We start from the raw sequence: 18,540 nt of genomic DNA, 5'->3' as shown, positions 1-18,540 counted from the left end.
TGATGGTGGAGGTTAGGAGACTCGAACTCCTGACATCAAGCTTGCAAAGCTAGCGCTCTACCAACTGAGCTAAACCCCCGCTCAAGGCACAGAAAACAGAAAAACTAAATTGTGCGCTGCGATTACTTATTCGCAGTATTAAGGTTTGTGAGGACTTTCATCATTCACACGCCTTGCCATTGCTGGCAGTCGGCGTCGACCTTGTCCGTGATTAGGCGTGAGCCATCGGACATTCTCCATAGAAAGGAGGTGATCCAGCCGCAGGTTCCCCTACGGCTACCTTGTTACGACTTCATCCCAGTCACCAGTCTTGCCTTAGGGCACTGCCTCCTTGCGGTTGGCGCATGCACTTCGGGCGAAACCAGCTTCCATGATGTGACGGGCGGTGTGTACAAGACCCGGGAACGTATTCACGGTACCGTAGCTGATGTACCATTACTAGCGATTCCAGCTTCATGGAGTCGAGTTGCAGACTCCAATCTGAACTGAGCCCAGTTTTATTGATTTCCTCCACCTCGCGGTCTCGGTTCACATTGTACTGGGCATTGTAGTACGTGTGCAGCCCTGGTCGTAAGGGCCATACGGACTTGACGTCATCCCCACCTTCCTCCTCGTTGATCGAGGCAGTCTGATTCGAGTGCTCGGCATAAGCCGGTGGCAACAAATCACAGGGGTTGCGCTCGTTGCGGGACTTAACCCAACATCTCACGACACGAGCTGACGACAGCCATGCAGCACCTGTGCAAAGCGGGTATTGCTACCCTATCCGGCTTTCACCGGAGACACAATGCATGTCAAGACCAGGTAAGGTTCTTCGCGTTGCATCGAATTAAGCCACATACTCCACCGCTTGTGCGGGTCCCCGTCAATTTCTTTGAGTTTTAATCTTGCGACCGTACTTCCCAGGCGGCACGTTTAACGCGTTAGCTCCGGCGCGGACGCGGTCGATTGCGCCCACACCAAACGTGCACCGTTTACTGCCAGGACTACCGGGGTATCTAATCCCGTTTGCTCCCCTGGCCTTCGTGCCTCAGTGTCAGTAACTGCCCAGTGACCTGCCTTCGCCGTTGGTATTCCTCTCGATATCTACGCATTTCACTGCTACACCGAGAATTCTAGTCACCTCTTCAGTACTCTAGCATGGTAGTATCGGATGCAATTCCGAGGTTGAGCCCCGGGCTTTCACATCTGACTTACCACGCCACCTACGCACCCTTTACGCCCAGTGATTCCGAACAACGCTTGAGACCTCTGTATTACCGCGGCTGCTGGCACAGAGTTAGCCGTCTCTTCCTCTTGTGTTACCATCAATTTGCCATGCTATTAACACGACAACCTTGTTCACACATGACAGGAGTTTACAATCCGAAGACCTTATCCTCCACGCGGCGTCGCTCCATCAGGGTTGCCCCCATTGTGAAAGATTCTCGACTGCTGCCACCCGTAGGTGTCTGGACCGTGTCTCAGTTCCAGTGTGGCTGGTCGTCCTCTAAGACCAGCTACCCGTCGTAGCCTTGGTGGGCTTTTACCCCGCCAACTAGCTGATAGGCCGCGGACCAATCGGGAAGTGGCAGGCCTTGCGGTCCCTGCCTTTAGTCTTTCGACCACATGCGGTATTAATCCAAGTTTCCCTGGGCTATCCCCCGCTTCCCGGAATGTATCCACGTGTTACGCACCCGTTCGCCACTAGACATCACTTGTATTGCTACTCATGATGTCCCGTTCGACTTGCATGTCTTATCCACGCCGCCAGCGTTCGTTCTGAGCCAGAATCAAACTCTCCAAAAATTTCGAGCCGTCTCTTTTTAAGACGAACTCTATTGACTGCATCTGTTTAAACCACAGATGCCTGCGCATTTTCATGCACAGCGCACAATTTAGCTTTCTGTTTTCTAACAACAAACTCAGGCTTTCACCCTCGTTTCGTTGCTTCTGTGTTTTTTAAAAGATCGTTTCTGATTCCAAGTTTCATGAGCCGCTTTTCGCTTCTCAATCTTCTTTTTCTCAGCCCGCGTTTTTCGCTGCGGGTTAGGAGAGTAACGCAGGTCAGAGATGGTGCAACATCATTGTGCATCAAAATGCATTTTTTTTCGTCGAATGGGTGTTTGCCTTCGAGAAACGCAGCTCAAACGACCTCATTTGCAGTGTGACATCATGATATCACTCTGATGAAGTATGAATTATGCGAAGGCCTTCCTTCTGCCATGTGTACGAAGGTAAAGAAGGGGCACGCAGCACGCATTCATCACGGCTTTGCTACGGCTGCACGCAGTGTGTTGAGGGCAGAGGCTGCAGTGAGCCAGTCGGCGTAGCGTGAGAAGAGGAGTGTGAACTCTCCCTGCAATGAATCGACGGAGTGTTTGATGATCTTGTCGAGCGCCTGCGCCTCGTGGCCGCTGACGGGGCGACCGGGAACCGTGGGGCCGGCCTTGATGGCTTCGAGATCCTCTTTGAGGACGTCGCGCAGCTGTTCGTTTTTGCGCTGTTCATCGCCATACACTTCGCCGAGTTCGGGATTGGCGGCTTTGGCGGCCATGTCTGCGAGCGTGAGGTTTTCCTGATGGAGCTGATTGATGCTGGCCTGGATGTCTTTGATGAGCTTGCTGCGCATGGTGCTGGTATGACTGGAGAGGCGGAGGTTCTGCCGGTAGTCCTCGCTGTCCTCATAGCTCACGCCGCCAAAGCTGTTGGGGCCTGCGGCTTTGTAACGCTCAAAATCTTCGTGCTTGGGGAAGGTTTGAAAGAGATCCACGATCTGCTTCACGCGCTTCTCGATGCGCTCTTCGAAGTCATTGCTGATCATCTGCTTCTGCGTCTGGGTGAGATTGAAGGTGGGGCGCACCATCTGCTCTTCCAACCAGGCGCGCTTCTGCTGGTAGTAGGTGACGGCCTTCTGCAGGCTCGCGATGGTCTGCTCCTTCATGCGTGTGACCTTGGTGCGCGAATCCATGGAGTCGCTGACAACACGCAGGGTGGTGAGGAGGTCGTCAAAGCGGCTTTCAATGCGCAAGTCGGCATTGTGGATCTCGCTGCCCAGCAGGCTGGCGCGCTGTGCCTGACCTGCGAGGCGGGCTTTGAGGATGGCCTGGGCGGGAGTGGGCGCCGGAGCCTTTGCCGGTGGGGGAGAGGCAGGTGCTTGTGCGAAAAGCGTCTGGCCGCAGTGCCAGACCAGCACCAACGCCATATAAGGACGAAGGAAGCAGAGTTTCATGGTGGGAACAGCCATTTGGGGCTGTGACCGATGAAACAGTGCGGCTTGCCTGAAGTTTTCAAGGAGGGCAAGAAAGCAGCGGAGATGCGCAAGGGAGGCGCGGAGAGGGCGGATGCAGAAGATTGGCCGCGAAAAGACGCAAAACCGATCCAAAAAAGCGATGCCTCACGGAGGCTGCGAGATGAATGGCTGACGAGGAACCGGACCGCCGAAAGGCGGGACTGGGGAGCAGCGCTGGGTGGATCACCTGCCTAGAACGTCAGCACGCTTTATACTCACTTTTTCGCCTTGGGGCGCGGAAGTGCACAGCGCTTTTGGAGTGCGGCTGCGCAACCCTGAAAGGGTGGAGCTGCCGCTTTCGAACGTCTCGTGGTGCGCGTAGGGCGACGGGCTGGCGAAAGTTCACCGGCTCCCGCCTTCGAATAACCCATGGTATCCGTGAGCCGATCAGCACGGCAAAAGCGGTAGCTGCGTTCGTGCCTCACTGCGCAACCGCAGTCCATATGGGAGGCGCGCGCAGCGCTTTGGGAATGAGACTGTCTAGTCTTGAAAGAGAGAATCGTTGGGAAAAAGGCACGTTCCCTGCCGCGAATTGCCGGGTGCCGATGCACCGTGGAAGTTATTCGGGAGGGCAAGCTGAGTTCGAGCAGGAGGACGAGGACGATTCTGCCATTGCGGCATGTCTTGTCGTCCTGACCCGTCTATCCCCTGCCCTGCCTACGCGCCGCGCAGCTTGCTCACGTCATAGAGCGAGAGCATGGCGGCGAGGACTTCGTCCTTCTTGCCCTGCTTGAGCTGATCAAAGGAGACGTGCTTGCCGGGGAGGAGCTTGAAGTGGCCGGAGCGGGTGCGGCGCAGGGCGCTGAGGTGGGCGCCGCAGCCGAGCTTCTGGCCGACGTCATGGGCATAGGTGCGGACGTAGAAGCCTTTGCTGCACACGACGCGGAAATCCACGAAGGGCGGCTCAAAGCGGGTGATCTCGTAATCGTACACGCGGACGAAGCGGGGCTCGCGCACGACTTCCTGGCCTTTGCGGGCGAGCTTGTAGAGCGGGACGCCGCCGATCTTGATGGCGGAGACCATGGGGGGCATCTGGTAAAAATCGCCCTTCATGGTGTCAAAGGCGGCCTTCACCTGCTCCAGCGTGAGGTCTGCAGGCACGGGCTTTTCTTCCACGGTTTCGCCTTCGGCGTCCTGGGAGTTGGTGGTCTTGCCGAGCGTGAGGGTGCCGACGTATTCCTTGTCCTCAGACATGAGGAGATCGGAAAGGCGGGTGCCGTTTCCAAGCACGAGGATGAGCATGCCGGTGGCCATGGGGTCGAGCGTGCCGCAGTGGCCGATCTTCTTCATGTTCAGGCAGCGCCGTGCGACGGCCACCACATCGTGCGAGGTCATGTCCTGGTCTTTGTCCACCAGGAGGACACCGCTAATCAATTCGTCTGACTTCATGTTCGAGTGCTTGCAAAAATTTGTCTGCTGCTGCGCCGATGGGGCCTTTCATGCGTGCGCCTGAGGCCATGCGATGACCACCGCCGCCAAACTGAGCGCAGACGGCGGAGACATCGACGCGGTTGTCCTTGGAACGCGAACTGACGCGCACCTTGCCACCGGGGATGTCTTCAAAAATGACGCAGGTGATCACGGAGTCGATCATGCGCAGGGTGTCGATGAGGCCCTCGGTATCGCCGGGCTCCATGGAGATGGCGTCCATGACTTCCTGCTTGAGCTGCCAGCTGACGATGCGGCCCTCGGCGCGAAACTCCATGTGGTTGAGCATGTCGCGCATGAGCTCCAGACGGCGCACGGGGTAGCTCTGATAGATGAGCTTCGCGAGGTGCGCGGTGTCCAGTCCGGCATCGATCATCTCGGCCACGATGCGGTGTGTGCGAGCATTGGTGCTGGAATACTGAAAGGAGCCGGTGTCCGTGGAGATGGCGATGAAGAGATTCTGCCGGATGGCGTCGTCGATGGGCAGGCCGTGCTCGCTGAGCAGATTGTAAATGATCTGCCCGGTGGCGGGCTCGGTGGGGACGATGAGATTGAGCGCGCCGTAGCCGGGATTGGCGGGGTGGTGATCGATGTCCACCAGCAGCGGTGCGGCATCCAGCAGGGCCTTGGTTTTCTCCCCCACACGCTCGTGCGTGGCGGTGTCCAGCGCGATGGCGAGGTCAATGTTCAGCGGCTCGGTGCCGGGCTGAATGACGGTGTCGCTGCCTGGGAGGAAGGCGAGATTTGCAGGCACGCCATCTTCCAGCATGGCGATGACGTCCTTGCCCATGGCGCGCAGGCTGAGCGCGAGGCCGAGGACGGAGCCCACGGCATCGCCATCCGGCCTCACATGCGCGACGATGGCGATGCGCTGCGCAGAGCGCATGGCGGCGACGATTTCGGCGGTGGTGGAGTTGGCAGGCATCCGGGGGGTCGTCACAAAGCACCGCCGCTGCGTGGCTGCAAGGTGAAGATGCAGCCAAAGAGCACTGGCGGATCACCTCCACTTCCTCGGCAGCCCCCACCCTCCGGTAGGGTTACACCCCATGCCATTGACCGCCTGGGTAAGCTATGGATCGTGGGGCTCCACATCCACAAGGCCATTGCAAGCCGAGGCTGCGAACGAAGAATGACTGCATGAACGAACCCATCACCCCGGCGGATCGCATCGCTGCCAAAGAAAACTTTCGCAAGACGGTGCGGCAGTTTCGCTCCATCACCCGGGCGTTCTTCAAATCTGAGCGGCGGGGCAAGGCGCGGGGCTGGCTGGCGCTGCTGCTCGCGCTCTCGGTGGCTTACATCGGCGTCATTGTGCTCACCAGCTATGCGGGGCGGGATCTCATCACGGCCATCGAGAAAAAGGACTCCCTGGCCTACTGGGAGGCCATGGGGCGCTATGCCGCCACCTTCGTCGTGGCCATCCTGATCAATGTCTTCTACCGCTGGACGCAGGAGACCCTGGCGCTGCTGTGGCGGGAATGGATGACGCAGCACCTGATCAAACGCTACTTCAACAACCGCGCCTACTACCGCCTGCGTGGGTCGGAGAGCATCGACAACCCGGACCAGCGCATCAGCGAAGACGTGCGGAATTTCACTTCCGACTCCCTCACCTATGCGCTGATGCTGGTGAACTCCGTGATGACGCTCATCGGTTTCTTCGGCGTGCTGTGGAGCATCTCCGGCATGCTGGTCAGCGTGGCGCTGGTGTATGCGGCCTTTGGCACCGCCATGTGCTTCGTCATCGGCCGCAGGCTGGTGTCCCTGCAGTACGACAAGTACCAGAAGGAGGCCGACTTTCGCTACGGGCTGGTGCGCATCCGCGACAATGCGGAGTCCATCGCCTTTTATCGCGGGGAGAAGCGCGAGCACCGGGACCTGGTGCACCGGCTTTCCGCCGTCGTGGGAAACATGCGCACCATCATCTTTTGGAACCGCAACCTGGGCTTCTTCCGCAACAGCTACAACTACCTCGCGCTCATCCTGCCCATCCTCATCGTGGCGCCCATGTTCATGAACGGCTCAGCGCCCTTTGGCGTGGTGACGCAGACGATCGAATCCTTTGCGCAGGTGCTCGGCGCGGTGTCCATCGTGGCGAACAACTTCGAGGACCTCAGCACCTACCTGGCGGGAGTGCAGCGCATCGGCATCCTGTGGGATGACCTGGATGACTTCGATGCGGAAGAGGAGCGCAGCGCCCGCGAAAGCCTGCAGCAGCTGGATGAAGCCGGAAGCACGGTGAAGCTGTGCAAGCTCACCGTGCTCACGCCGGACAAGGCCAAGGTGCTGGCGAATGAGCTGACCTTTGAGCTGAGCCCAGGTCAAAGCCTCATGATCATGGGCGCGAGCGGCAGCGGCAAGAGCTCCGTGCTGCGCACCATCGCCGGCCTGTGGCCCGGCGGTGCGGGCGCGCTGGAGCGCCCTGCTTTGCAGCACCTGATGTTTCTCCCGCAGCGCCCCTACATGGTGCCCGGCAGCCTGCGCGATCAGCTGCGCTACCCGGACCACAGCAGCAATGTGGAGGACGACACCCTCCGCCGCGTGGTGGAGCAGGTGAACCTCTCCGATGTGCTCGCCCGCGTGGACGGAGATCTGGAACGCGTGATCGACTGGACCAACATCCTCTCCCTGGGCGAGCAGCAGCGCGTGGCCTTCGCCCGCCTCTTCCTGCGCCAGCCGAAGTTTGCCTTCCTGGATGAAGCCACCAGCGCCCTGGACGAAGACAATCAAAGCCGCCTCTACGACCTCCTCCGCGAGTCAGGCATCGGCTTCATCAGCGTGGGGCACCGCGAGACGCTGCTGCCCTTTCATGAAAACGTGCTGCGGCTGGAGTGCGCGGGAGAGTGGGTGCTGAGCAGACGGGCGTAGTGCAGCCTTGCGGACAGACATTCCCTTCGTCCATCGCTGATGCGATGGCGGGAAAGCGGCGGGTTTAAAAGCCCTCTCAAGGCGCGGCATCCACCTGGACGTGCATGCCTTTCATCACCAGGTTTCCATATTCGCTGAGCTGCGCGGTGTCGACGGCATCGCGACCGTAGGCGAGGATGATGCGGTTGCCACGGGGCTGATTTTGAGTGGCGTCAAAGGTGTACCAGCGGCCGCCCACGAAGGCCTCAAACCACGCATGCAGATCCATGGGATCGAGCTGATACAGATACCCGGACACCATGCGGGCGGGAATGCGGACGGCACGGCAGAGGGCGATGCCGAGGTGCGCGTAGTCACGGCACACGCCCATGCGGCTGTTCGCCGTGTCCATGGCGGTGGTGCTGGGGCCGCTGGAGCCGTACTGGTAGGTGATGTTGTTTTGGATCCATTGTCGGATCGCCTCGGCCTGGCCGTAGCCGGGAGGGGCGTTTTCGATGACCTGCGTGGCCAGATCCAGCAGGAGATCGCACTGGCAGTAGCGGCTGGGCAGCAGGTAATGCAGCACGTTGTCCGGCAGATCCTGCACCGGTGTGAAAGGCGCGGAGTAATCCACATCGATGAAATCGGGCACGCTGGCGGTGACCTCCGCCTTGATGACCGTGATGCCTGCGGGCAATACCACGCGCTGGCATGCATTGCCAAAGAAGTCGATGGTTTTGACGTGGGGCGTCATGGGTTCAAAGCTCACCGAGCTGTGTTGAATGACCTGCGCCGGGCCGGACAGGGGCTCGATCATCATCACGGTGGCGGCGGGAACGGTGGTTTCCACGGTCATTTCGCATCTGGCTTGGAGTATCATGAATATTAAGTGGGGTGCTTTGCTGAATGGAACGCGGTGGGAAGGATGGCTGGTTGCATGCCAAATGCCGCGCAACGTTTTCGTTTCCTGTCACTCGTTTTCCCAATGTGGTGAGCTGCGCCTGCATTTTTTCTGAAATAGTTTTTGACTTTCGAAATCGGGACCCAAGTCTTTCTTCATTCCTGAGGATGGCCGGTGTGAAGAACGCGGCCTCCGGCAGAGATGGCGGCGAGACGGCAGTGAAGAACTCTGGCATTCGCACCCGGCACACATCCTGGCGGCCCTGAACGGCCTCCCAGTCCACCACGCCCGACCTCACGCGGACCCCGCGCCCACACGGCACTTCCATGCCACGGCACGGCCGCATGATACCACAAGGCACCAGTTAAAAGCATATCTTACTACCATTGAACCTATTACAACAAAACGACAGCCTTATGAAATCCAGCATTCAAACGACCACCACCGACCAGCACCCCCAGCCAGCCCCCACGCCACCGCCGCCGGTGGAGCTGCTCACGCAGGTGGAGATGGCGCAGCGGCTCGGCATCACCCGCCGCACCCTGCACTCCTGGGTCCTCAGCGGGGCGGTGCCCATGATCAAGATTCGCGGCTTCTGCCGCTTTGAACCCGCCAAGGTCTGGGCCGCCCTGCAGCAGCACGAGGTGCGGGCGGGCTCAAAATCCTCTTCTGCCTCTGACTCCGCCCCTTCCTCCCGAGAAGGTGCCTTGAACGCAGCAGCCGCTTCCACCACCGAAACGCGCATCGCCTAGCCTGCCTGTTTAAACCACATTCTACCACACCATGAAACCCACTACCGAGCGTGCCAGCGCCTATCTGGCGGGGATGCCCGTCTCCATCTCCGGGCAGAGGGGCGATGCCGCCGCCTTCAGCGCCGCCGTGGCGCTGGTGCGCGGCTTTGAACTCTCCGAGGAGGAGGCCCTGCCCCTGCTCAGCCTCTGGAACAAGGACTGCCGCCCACCCTGGCGGGAAATGGACCTGCGGCACAAGCTGAGCTGGGCCGCCAAAAGCAGCGCGGGCCGGCCCACGGGTTATTTGCTGGAGGCTGAGTGGCCCCAGGGTGGGCAGAAAGCCCACGGCGCGAAGTCTGGAAACAGGACCTACAGGCCGGACAGGCCCTGCAAGAGCCATTCCACTTCCCAAAGCGTCTCAGAGCCCACCGCCCCCGCCGAAGACCTCTCCTGGCTGCGCAAAAAGTGGCCGGAGTTTCTCCCGCTCACGCATGCGGACATCTGCACCGTGGCGGAGCTGCGCGGCATCTTGCCAGATGCGGTGGATCTCGCGCACCGGCACGGGTTTCTCCGTGTGGCGGGGGTGCAGGGGCACCGCTGCCTCATCATCACAGAGGGCACCTTTGCACAGGCACGGCGGCTGGACGGGCAGCCGCTGGAGAGAGGCGACGGCACCTGCATCAAAGCGCGCAATCTCTCCGGTTCCCAGGGCGCCTTCATCGGCCAGGGCTGGCTGGGCGAAACCACACACGTGCTGCTGGTGGAGGGCACGATAGGCCTCATCGAGGGCCTCGCGGCCATGCTGCTCGTGGATACCGCGCACGCGTGGAGCATCCTCGCCGCCACCAGCGCCAGCTCCCGCTTTGCGCGGGACTCCGGGCTGCTGGAGCGGCTGCGTGGCAGGGAGGTCCACATCGTCCCGGACGCTGACGAGACGGGCCTGGACGCCGGATCTTCCTGGCTGGCAGACCTCCAGGCCGCAGGCGTTCACGCCACCGCACACTGCCTGCCCAAACTCTGCAAAGACCTCGGCGATGTCCTCCAACTGCCGGAGGCCGAGCTCCAGCCCATCCTCGACGGCCTCTTCACCACCCGAAAATGAATCCACATCTCCACTCATCTGAATCCTCTAAACCCGACAACTTTTCTACCATGAACTCTGACTCCAATTCCAATTCCGACTCGAACTCCAGCTCCAATCCCAGCGCCACTCCCCCTGCCCTCACGGATGCCACCGCCGAGCTGCAGGCCCGCCGCGCCTTCCGGCCTTCCGCCGACTGGACGCGCCACCTGCGCCCCGTGAACGCGCCCGTGCCCGACTGGTACAAACCCCAGCCGCCCCGCAGCGGAGAAACTTCTCCATCTTCTCCAAATTCACCGGGGGGAGGTACACGCGCAGAGCCTGCTGCGGGAGAACCAACGGCATCATCCACCACTTCGGCGGGAGGCTGCGCGCACGCGCCACCTGCTGCCACCAGCGCGGAGACTTCCACTATTTCCACCGTTTCAACGGGGGCTGCTGTCAAACCAGCCTCAGCATGCGCGCAGGCTTCCACTGTTTCCACCGTTTCAACGGGGGCTGGTGTGTCTGCGGCCATGCCCAAGGAGGACACTTCAACGATTTCAACGCGGGGTGATGAGAAAACTCGTGAGCACCCCATCCCGGAGGATTCCATCCTCATGGATTACCGCGACTTCACGCGCTGCGTCTCAGAGCTGCCGGACGGCCTCATCGTGGCGCCCATTCTGGCCCTGTGTGGCAAGCTCCTCACGCCCAATGTCACCCTGAACTTTGGCAGCCAGAAGCCGCTGACGATTTACAACTTCGTGGCCTGTCCTGCCGGCCTGCGCAAAGGCACCACCTTTGCACCTGCGATCAAGATCGCCCGGCACCTCCTCACGCCGGAGGACCTCATCGGTGGAAACGCCAGCGACTCGGCCCTGTTTGACACCTTTGAGCAGCAGCCCCACCGCCTGCAGTTTGAGGATGAAGGAAACACCATCCTGCGCAGCTGGGAGTCGCAGTCCTACGGCCGCGAGACCTCCGCCCGCTACCTGGGCCTCTACGATGGTTCACCCTGGCATCAGAACTTCCTGCGTGAAGGCAAAAGCCACGGCGATGGCGAATCCCAGCGGCACATCGAGCAGGCCACGCTGAGCCTCTGCATCGGCAGCACCTTTGGTGTGGCCAGGCTGGATCAAATCGCCTCCGGCTGCGGTCTGCGCCGCCGCTTCGGATTCTACGTGGCCACCCGTCAGGCACGGAACATCTGGTGGCCTGAAAGCCTGGAAGGAGACGACCTGCAAAACCTCACCGACCTCTTCCGAAATCTGACCAACCTCAAAGGCTCCGTGGGCAGGGACAACTTCACCAAGGCCGCCAAGCACTACTGGGTGGGCCTGCAGCAGCGCAACCGCGCCCGCTGTGAATCCATACCAGGATATACCAATGGAGATGAGAGCCTGCTCTCCAGCCTCAATGAATCCCCCGCACGCTGCCTGAAGCTGGCCATCATCTTCCAGGCCTGCCGCTGGGCCAGAGGCAGCATCACCGATCCCTTCACCATCACCCCGGAGATTCTGGAGCTGGCGGAGGCGCATCAAAACGGCTGCCTTGACGCGCTCATCCAGCTCGAAGGCATGAGCCGCCGCGTCCAGGTGGAGGACACCGCCGAATGGCTCATCGCCCAGATCATTGGAGATCACAGTGTCAAACCCGGCCAGCACCGGGCCGTGTACAGCCGGAGCGAGCTGACGCACCGCTTCGCCGCCAATCCCGGGCGCATCGGCGCGCTCACCGCCTCCAAGCTCTACGGCGAGATCATCCCCCACCTCGTCTCCCGCCAGCAGTGTGAGGTCACCAAAACGGGCCAGCTCTACACCTACACCTTCACCTGGGAGTGAGCGAACAGAGCAGCCCCCGTTGAAACGGTGGAAACAGTGGAAGTCACTCCCCGTCAGGCGCGGCGAGTGACACCACCCCCCGTTGAAACTGTGGAAACAGTGGAAGCCTGGCCTCGGCGGATGCGGCGAGTGCATGGCCGTAGCGCAAGCCTCCTGCTTGCTCCGGGGATGGGAAGGATGAGCAGCGGTGGAGCCTTCAGCGGTATTTTTCTAGGAACAGAGATTTTCCAAAACATCCCTCCCCAAATTCGTCCATGAAACTTGCAGAATCTGCCTCAGCCGATAGGCTCGATTGTGGAATCTTACCCTGAACTCATCAATGCGACGCTGATCCCGTCCAAGAAGCCAAAGTGGCTTGCTGTGGATCTGTTTGCAGGCTGCGGCGGGTTGGCGCTCGGTTTCGAGTCTGCCGGATTCGCGACAGTCGGCTTTGAAAAAGACAGCGACGCATGTGAAACCTACCAGCGAAACTTGGGCGGTTCATGCGTCGAAACCGTTTTAACTCCTGATTCAGTTCTGCCCGACTGCGACATCTTAATTGGAGGCCCCCCTTGCCAGCCTTTTTCCGTCGGAGGGAATCAGAAGGGACTGAATGATTCGCGGGATGGTTTCCCCACCTTTATTGCAGCTGTTAAAAAACTTCGTCCAAGGTTATGGATGTTCGAGAATGTGAGGGGCATGATGTACGGCAATCGTTGGTATCTCGATGAGATCCTCAATGAGCTGAAAGGTTTGGGCTATGAAGTAGATTTACGACTATTTAGCACCGTTCATTTTAATGTCCCTCAGAAGCGTGAACGACTTGTAGTAATTGGTCACCATGGGGGATTTGTGTTTCCTAAGCCGATAGTGAAAACATGGACCGCAGGTGAGGCACTGAAGGGAATTTTATTCGCTGATTCGCCCGAATCAAAATTCCTCACTGAAAGCATGGACCGTTATATTGCGAACTATGAGAAAGCTTCCTGCTGTGTCCGCCCACGCGACCTGCATCTTGAGCTGCCTGCGAGAACGCTGACTTGTCGAAATCTCGCTGGCGCAACGGGTGATATGCAGCGCATCAAGTTTCCTGACGGCCGCCGTCGCAGACTCCTCGCTCGTGAGGCTGCACGGATTCAGAGTTTTCCAGATTCATTTGAATTCGCCGGCTCGGAAGGCAGCGTTTTCAATCAGATCGGAAACGCAGTGCCCCCAATGTTTGCATATTCCATTGCCTCCGCAGTGGCCCGTTATCTTACACGTACAGAAACACAACCGCGCAAACGTGCTGACGCACTTGCAGCATGAAGTCATGTCACCGAAACCCAAGTCATCGAAGCCAAAGTCGTCTAGCGTCCGCCGTGTAATAAACGAAGCGATTGAAATACTCCAAGCATTTGGTGTGCCGTTGGTTTCCGCGACACCTAGGCAGCGCGAGATGTCTGCCATGTGCTTTTTAGCTGTCGCTGGTGTGACTCATTCGGCTGATTGGCAGTCGGCAGCCAATCATCCAGGCCCGCCTCTTGGCACACGACAGATCATTGATTTCATAAACAAACATTTCGAGGAAAAAATTTCTCGAGGATCTTATGATGACATTCGACGCAAGCACCTTCGCGGGGCGGTTCTTTCCGGGATCGTCATTCAAAGTGCTTCCAACCCAAATGCGGCTGTTAACGATCCAACCCGTGGCTACGGAGTAAGCCAAGAACACGCGCAAGTTATTCGAGCTTTCGGCCAAGTGGGGTGGGCGGGAGCAGCCAGCAAGTTTATGGAAGGCAGAACGCCAGTCCTTGATCTTACTGCAAAACAGTCAGTTTCATCAGTTCCATTAATAATGCCTGATGGCACCGAGCTGAAACTTGGCCCAGGTCAACACAACGCGTTGCAGCGAGCTGTAGTTGAACAGTTCCGTCCACGTTTTGCACCTGACTCAGACGTTCTTTATCTTGGTGATGCTGACAACCGAACGATTGTTTCAAAGCATTCAAAATTGAATGAACTTGGCCTGACCATAGACACCTCCGGCAGTCTTCCCGACATCATCCTGCTCGATGAAAAGCGAGGATGGGTCTTTTTCATAGAGGCTGTGCATAGCTTTGGTCCGATCTCGCCACAGCGACTGATGATGCTGGAGGCGCTTTGCACCAAGTGCCAGCTGCCATTGGTCTTCGTCACGGCGTTCTTGGATCGCAATGCATTCCGCAAGTTTGCCCCCGATATTGCTTGGGAAACTGAAGTATGGATTGCCCAAGAGCCTGATCACATGATTCATTTCAACGGTGATCGCTTTTACGGCCCTCGCAGAGTGAAAGAAAATCTGCCAGACATCACTTCAGCGTGAGCTCCGCGAGATAGATCGCGGTTGTCGTCTTGACTGCGGCGTCCTTTTCATGGCTGGAGCAGTGGGAGACGAGCGTGCGTTTGTCTGACAGCGTGACCGTTCGGCCAGAAGACAGGGGCGCAGCAGACTTTCCTGCTTCACCTGATTGATGAGGCGGCCGTGGGACAAAGCGTGGAGATGGAGTGATGCAGATGCCGCAAGGATCGGACTCAAGACAAGCAATCCATCCGGCTGGCTGTCAGCTCATCCCGCTCCAGGCCAAAGCTGCGACGCAGGCAAGTATCAAAACGATGCTCACCCAGCCCGCCGCACGTGACCACGGACCCTGTCGTGCATCGCCCATGATGGATGCGTCACCCGCCAGCCGTTGAAGGGCGATCACGTGCAGCGGCAGCAGCACGGCATTCACCACCTGGCTCGTGTAGATCAGGGGGATCAGTGGCAGCCCCGGCAGTGACACCACGCTCACCGATGCAATGGTCAACCCGATGAACGCGGCGTAGAACCACTGAAAGTGACGCGAGTCCAGGTCGAGCGACGCTGGTTCGCCCACGCCTTCGGCGATGGAGTAGGCCGTGGCAATCGGCACGATGGCCGCCGCGAGCAGTGATGCTCCGAGCAGGCCTGCTCCGAAGAGCACCGTGGCAAAACGGCCCGCCAGCGGCTCCAGCGCCTTGGCCGCATCGCCAGCGTCTTGAATATGCACCCCCGCTTTGTTGAGAGTCGCCGCACAGGCCACTGCGATGGCCAGTCCGATCACGCCGGTGAGCACCGAGCCGATCACCACATCCCACCGCGCCCAGCGCAGTGTTTCCAGCGTGATTTTTTTGTCCACCGCATAGGATTGGATGAAGGCCAGCCCCCACGGCGCGAGCGTCGTGCCCAATGCAGCCGCTAGGGCGATCCAGCCCGCCGCGTTCGTCGGCATGTGCGGGACCACGGAGTGATGCCACACCTCTCCCCAGTCCGGCGCGGCCAAAAAACCATCCACAATGTAAAGCGCCAGCGTTGCCGAAATCAAAAGCAGCACACGCTCCACGCGATGGAATGAGCCCAGCACCACCACAAGCGATATCAGCACGCCTGCCACCGGTGCACTGAGCCACGATGGAATGCCCACCAGTCCGCCCGCTGCAGAGATGCCAGCATACTCGGCGCAAATGGTGCCGAAGTTGGCAAACAGCAGGCCGCATACGGCGAAGTATCCAGCACCGCGCCCCCATTTCTCGCGGATGATTCCTACAAAGCCTTTGCCTGTGGCCGCGCCGATGCGCACGGCCATCAGATGAAATTGCACCAGCAGCACCGTCGAAGCCGGGATGATCCACAGCAGCCGATAGCCAAAATCCGCGCCCAGCACGGAGTAAGTCGTGATGCCTGCGGGATCATCATCCGACAGCCCCGCGAGCAGTCCTGGCCCCAGCACGGCCAAGAACGCCACCCACGCGCCACGACCCGATTTCAACAGCGCGGCAAAACGCAGCCCGATGCTGTGCCGAACATGCGCCACGGCATGCGGCGGCGCGCCTGGATGTTTCCTGCGCTGGCGGGCCGCCTTAGAGAGCACGAGGATTCCTCCCTTGGCTTAATGAACTGGAGTCAGCAAACTTGTTCATGGCGGTATCCTCACCGTGACTGGTCGCGCTGTCAGGTGAATCATCGGATTTCCTTGGACGCAAGCGCAGCAGGCGGCGGGTGTGAAGAAAAGGCCGTTGGCGTTCAACCATCGCGGTGGTCAAAGCGAGAAACTGTGGCAGCAGACGAAATGAAATCAAGGGAGGCTGAGTTCAGCCAGATAGATCGCGGTGATGGTCTTGCCTGCGGCGTCTTTTTCATGACTGGAGTAGTAGGAGACGAGGGCGCGTTTGTCTGACAGCGCGATGAAGCCGGGGTAGGAGTTGTCGCCGCCGCTGGGGAGTTCGGCGAACTCTTGCAGGGCATCGCCGACAAGCCAGCAGAGAGAGGTCTTCGCACCGGTCTCCGGGGTGGTCTTGCGTCCGCCGACGAGGGTGTGCGCTCCCCATTTCACGACGAGCGGGCCGCCCACGGACCGATCCAGGCTTTGACGGCTCCACTCCGTGAAGGGTGGCCTTGAACGAATGACGAGGGCATTTCCCCTGCCGCCATGACGCCCGATGGCGAGCAGGCTGCCGTCCTTCTCAAAGAGGAACGCCGTCTCATCTCCGGCGGTCTCGGTGAAGTAGGCGCGCTTTTTCCAGATGAGGCCGTCATCGCTTTCCAGCATGAGGGACTGCACTTTCTCTCCCTCGCCTTTGGGGCCGATGTCGTAGCCGGGCTTGCGCCGGCCGCAGAGGTAGGCCTTGCCACCGGAGGCGGCGGCGCGCCAGATGTAGAGGCCGAAGGTGCCCTCCAGCAGTTCGGGCTCGCTCCACTTCGTGCCATCGTCACTCCAGGTGGCGAAGCCGAGCATCTTGTTCATGTCGTAGTCCTTGGGCTCGATGCTGCCGGGGCCGCTCCACCAGGTGCCGGTGTAAACAAAGAGCCGGTCTTTGAAGACGAGGAAGTGGGGATCACGCGTGTCGCGGTCTTTGACGGCAAAGCGGTGCACCTGCGTCCACGTGGCGCCGTCATCCGCGCTGCGCATGACGATGGCGGAGGCGGTGTTGAAAACCATGTGACCGTCCGGGCAGCTGCGGAAGCAGAGGTAGAGCTGGCCGCGAAAGCGCACGAGATCCGTGAAGGCATTGTGCTCGCCGTTGTGGAAGATGCGGCGGATGTTGCTGACGGTGACCTGCGGCGGTGCATCGGCAGCGTGAGCGGAGCCCAGCAGCAGGAGGGCGAGTGTGGTGAGGAGGAAAGACGGGATGTGTGGCACGCGGACAGTACGCACCCAGCCCTGCGGTTTTATGCAGGATCACCCCCGCAAAGTGAAAAGGCACCGCAGCTCATTTTCAGCACCCGACGTTTGGCGGAAAAAAACACGGCCCCTAAAACCTACCACCATCCACCATGAACTGCTGCGCGGTGCAGGCGGCGCCATCATCCGCAGCCAGGAAGAGGACCATCTGCGCAAACTCCTCCGGCAGGATGCGGCGCTTGATCGCCTGATCCCTCATCGTGCCCGCCTCGCCTTCGGGCGACCACCATTTCGTGAGCTGACGCTCCGTGGGCACCCAGCCGGGCAGCACGGTATTTACCCGCACGCCATGCGGGCCGAAGGTGCGGGCCATGGTGCGCGTGATGCCCTCCACCGCTGACTTGGCGATGGCGTAGCCGGGAAAGAAATCCTCCTGCATCATGTAGCTGCTGGAGCCGATGTTGATCACCGAGCCGTGCGCGGCGGCGATCATCTGCGGCGCCAGGGCTTGGATGGCGAAGAAGTAGTGCCGCAGGTTGGTATTAATCCGGTTGTCAAAATACTCGGGCGTCACGTCCTGCCATTCGTGGCGGTCGTCGTTGGCGGCGTTGTTCACGAGGACGGTCACGCTGCCGAGATCCCGCACCGCCGCCGCGCAGGCAGCCTTCAGCGCCTCGATGTCCAGCAGATCGACCTCGTAAAACAACGGCGCATGCGCCACGCCCGCGTCCGTGCAGCGCTGGATCGTCGCCTGCGCATACGGCACATTTTTGTCCACAAACGCCACACGGCTGCCCTGCCGCGCAAACTGCTCCACCAGCGCACTGCCGATGCCATCCGCACCGCCCGTGATGAAAACAGTGCGGTCCACAAGCGAAGGATAACGGGCGTATTGGGCAGGCATAAGAGGTGAGCGATAGCTGTCTCCTGCCGACGCAAATGCCAGACAAAAGATCAGAAAGGATGGGAGGGGGGGGAATGGGCGCTTGGTGAGGGGAGTATTTTTCACTCCTTTTCGCCTCCCGAAAATCCCACCGTGCTCTGCCGAAGAAAACGCCCAGGAGCGCGGAATTGCCTCGCTTCGCTCACCCTTCGGGCAGCCTGCGGCTGGCTACCTACGCTGCGCTTCGGTTCCGAGTCCGCAGCACACCGCAAGCACATGCGGTTCCGCATCTCCCCTGCGACCTCGCACTTTCGCAACCAGCGCCCTCGTTCTTTCTCTGTTTTGCCTGCAGCCACCCCCGCCATGTCAAAGCGACCTGCTGCGGACTCGGAGGTCCGCGCTCCTGGAGGCTTTCTGCGTGCGGTGCTTCATTC

Annotated in this window: 13 protein-coding genes, 1 tRNA gene and 1 rRNA gene; 6 read left to right on the top strand and 9 right to left on the bottom strand. The window is 59.9% G+C overall.

What is annotated here, in order from left to right; translation table 11 throughout:
* Nucleotides 1–3: 3 nt before the first annotated feature.
* From ACIREA_RS01585 to ACIREA_RS01565, 5 genes are all read right to left on the bottom strand, one after another.
* Nucleotides 4–79 (bottom strand) — tRNA-Ala (locus ACIREA_RS01585).
* Between the two features lie 163 nt (nucleotides 80–242).
* A 16S ribosomal RNA gene (locus ACIREA_RS01580) occupies nucleotides 243–1,788 on the bottom strand.
* A gap of 457 nt (nucleotides 1,789–2,245) precedes the next feature.
* On the bottom strand, nucleotides 2,246–3,211 hold the full coding sequence (locus ACIREA_RS01575; protein WP_397379875.1) for a hypothetical protein: 966 nt from the start codon (nucleotides 3,209–3,211) through the stop codon (nucleotides 2,246–2,248).
* A 717-nt stretch (nucleotides 3,212–3,928) separates the two neighbouring features.
* Nucleotides 3,929–4,660: a tRNA pseudouridine(55) synthase TruB gene (gene truB, locus ACIREA_RS01570; protein ID WP_397379873.1), complete on the bottom strand. Its 732-nt coding sequence runs from the start codon at nucleotides 4,658–4,660 to the stop codon at nucleotides 3,929–3,931.
* A complete protein-coding gene (locus tag ACIREA_RS01565; RefSeq protein WP_397379871.1) occupies nucleotides 4,638–5,624 on the bottom strand; it encodes a bifunctional oligoribonuclease/PAP phosphatase NrnA in 987 nt (328 codons plus the stop codon). The genes truB and ACIREA_RS01565 overlap by 23 nt, the downstream gene beginning before the upstream one ends.
* Nucleotides 5,625–5,836: 212 nt before the next feature.
* On the opposite strand from ACIREA_RS01565, the gene ACIREA_RS01560 reads away from it, so the two are divergent.
* Complete coding sequence (locus tag ACIREA_RS01560) at nucleotides 5,837–7,567, top strand: ABC transporter ATP-binding protein/permease (protein ID WP_397379869.1); 1,731 nt, start codon at nucleotides 5,837–5,839, stop codon at nucleotides 7,565–7,567.
* 76 nt (nucleotides 7,568–7,643) lie between these two features.
* On the opposite strand, the gene ACIREA_RS01555 is transcribed toward ACIREA_RS01560, so the two are convergent.
* Nucleotides 7,644–8,402: a transglutaminase domain-containing protein gene (locus ACIREA_RS01555; RefSeq protein ID WP_397379867.1), complete on the bottom strand. Its 759-nt coding sequence runs from the start codon at nucleotides 8,400–8,402 to the stop codon at nucleotides 7,644–7,646.
* A gap of 461 nt (nucleotides 8,403–8,863) precedes the next feature.
* Here ACIREA_RS01555 and ACIREA_RS01550 point away from each other — a divergent pair, with 461 nt between their 5' ends.
* From ACIREA_RS01550 to ACIREA_RS01530, 5 genes are all read left to right on the top strand, one after another.
* Complete coding sequence (locus tag ACIREA_RS01550) at nucleotides 8,864–9,199, top strand: hypothetical protein (RefSeq protein WP_397379865.1); 336 nt, start codon at nucleotides 8,864–8,866, stop codon at nucleotides 9,197–9,199.
* A gap of 31 nt (nucleotides 9,200–9,230) precedes the next feature.
* On the top strand, nucleotides 9,231–10,280 hold the full coding sequence (locus tag ACIREA_RS01545) for a hypothetical protein (protein ID WP_397379863.1): 1,050 nt from the start codon (nucleotides 9,231–9,233) through the stop codon (nucleotides 10,278–10,280).
* Nucleotides 10,281–10,330: 50 nt separating this feature from the next.
* A complete protein-coding gene (locus ACIREA_RS01540) occupies nucleotides 10,331–12,082 on the top strand; it encodes a DUF3987 domain-containing protein (RefSeq protein ID WP_397379861.1) in 1,752 nt (583 codons plus the stop codon).
* 270 nt (nucleotides 12,083–12,352) lie between these two features.
* Nucleotides 12,353–13,369 carry a DNA cytosine methyltransferase gene (locus tag ACIREA_RS01535; protein WP_397379879.1) on the top strand — a complete coding sequence of 339 codons (1,017 nt, stop codon included), beginning with the start codon at nucleotides 12,353–12,355 and terminating at the stop codon, nucleotides 13,367–13,369.
* 4 nt (nucleotides 13,370–13,373) lie between these two features.
* A complete protein-coding gene (locus tag ACIREA_RS01530; protein ID WP_397379859.1) occupies nucleotides 13,374–14,405 on the top strand; it encodes a BsuBI/PstI family type II restriction endonuclease in 1,032 nt (343 codons plus the stop codon).
* 238 nt (nucleotides 14,406–14,643) lie between these two features.
* Here ACIREA_RS01530 and ACIREA_RS01525 read toward each other — a convergent pair whose 3' ends face one another.
* The 3 genes from ACIREA_RS01525 to ACIREA_RS01515 form a co-directional block, all read right to left on the bottom strand.
* On the bottom strand, nucleotides 14,644–15,972 hold the full coding sequence (locus tag ACIREA_RS01525; RefSeq protein WP_397379857.1) for an NRAMP family divalent metal transporter: 1,329 nt from the start codon (nucleotides 15,970–15,972) through the stop codon (nucleotides 14,644–14,646).
* A 204-nt stretch (nucleotides 15,973–16,176) separates the two neighbouring features.
* Complete coding sequence (locus ACIREA_RS01520) at nucleotides 16,177–17,241, bottom strand: sialidase family protein (protein ID WP_397379855.1); 1,065 nt, start codon at nucleotides 17,239–17,241, stop codon at nucleotides 16,177–16,179.
* A gap of 112 nt (nucleotides 17,242–17,353) precedes the next feature.
* Nucleotides 17,354–18,127 (bottom strand): SDR family NAD(P)-dependent oxidoreductase, encoded by a 774-nt coding sequence (locus tag ACIREA_RS01515; RefSeq protein ID WP_397379853.1) that lies wholly within the window; start codon nucleotides 18,125–18,127, stop codon nucleotides 17,354–17,356.
* Nucleotides 18,128–18,540 lie beyond the last annotated feature (413 nt).

This window comes from Prosthecobacter sp. (genome assembly GCF_044373815.1).
Classification (GTDB): domain Bacteria; phylum Verrucomicrobiota; class Verrucomicrobiia; order Verrucomicrobiales; family Verrucomicrobiaceae; genus Prosthecobacter.
This window is presented reverse-complemented; position numbering and strand designations above follow the sequence as displayed.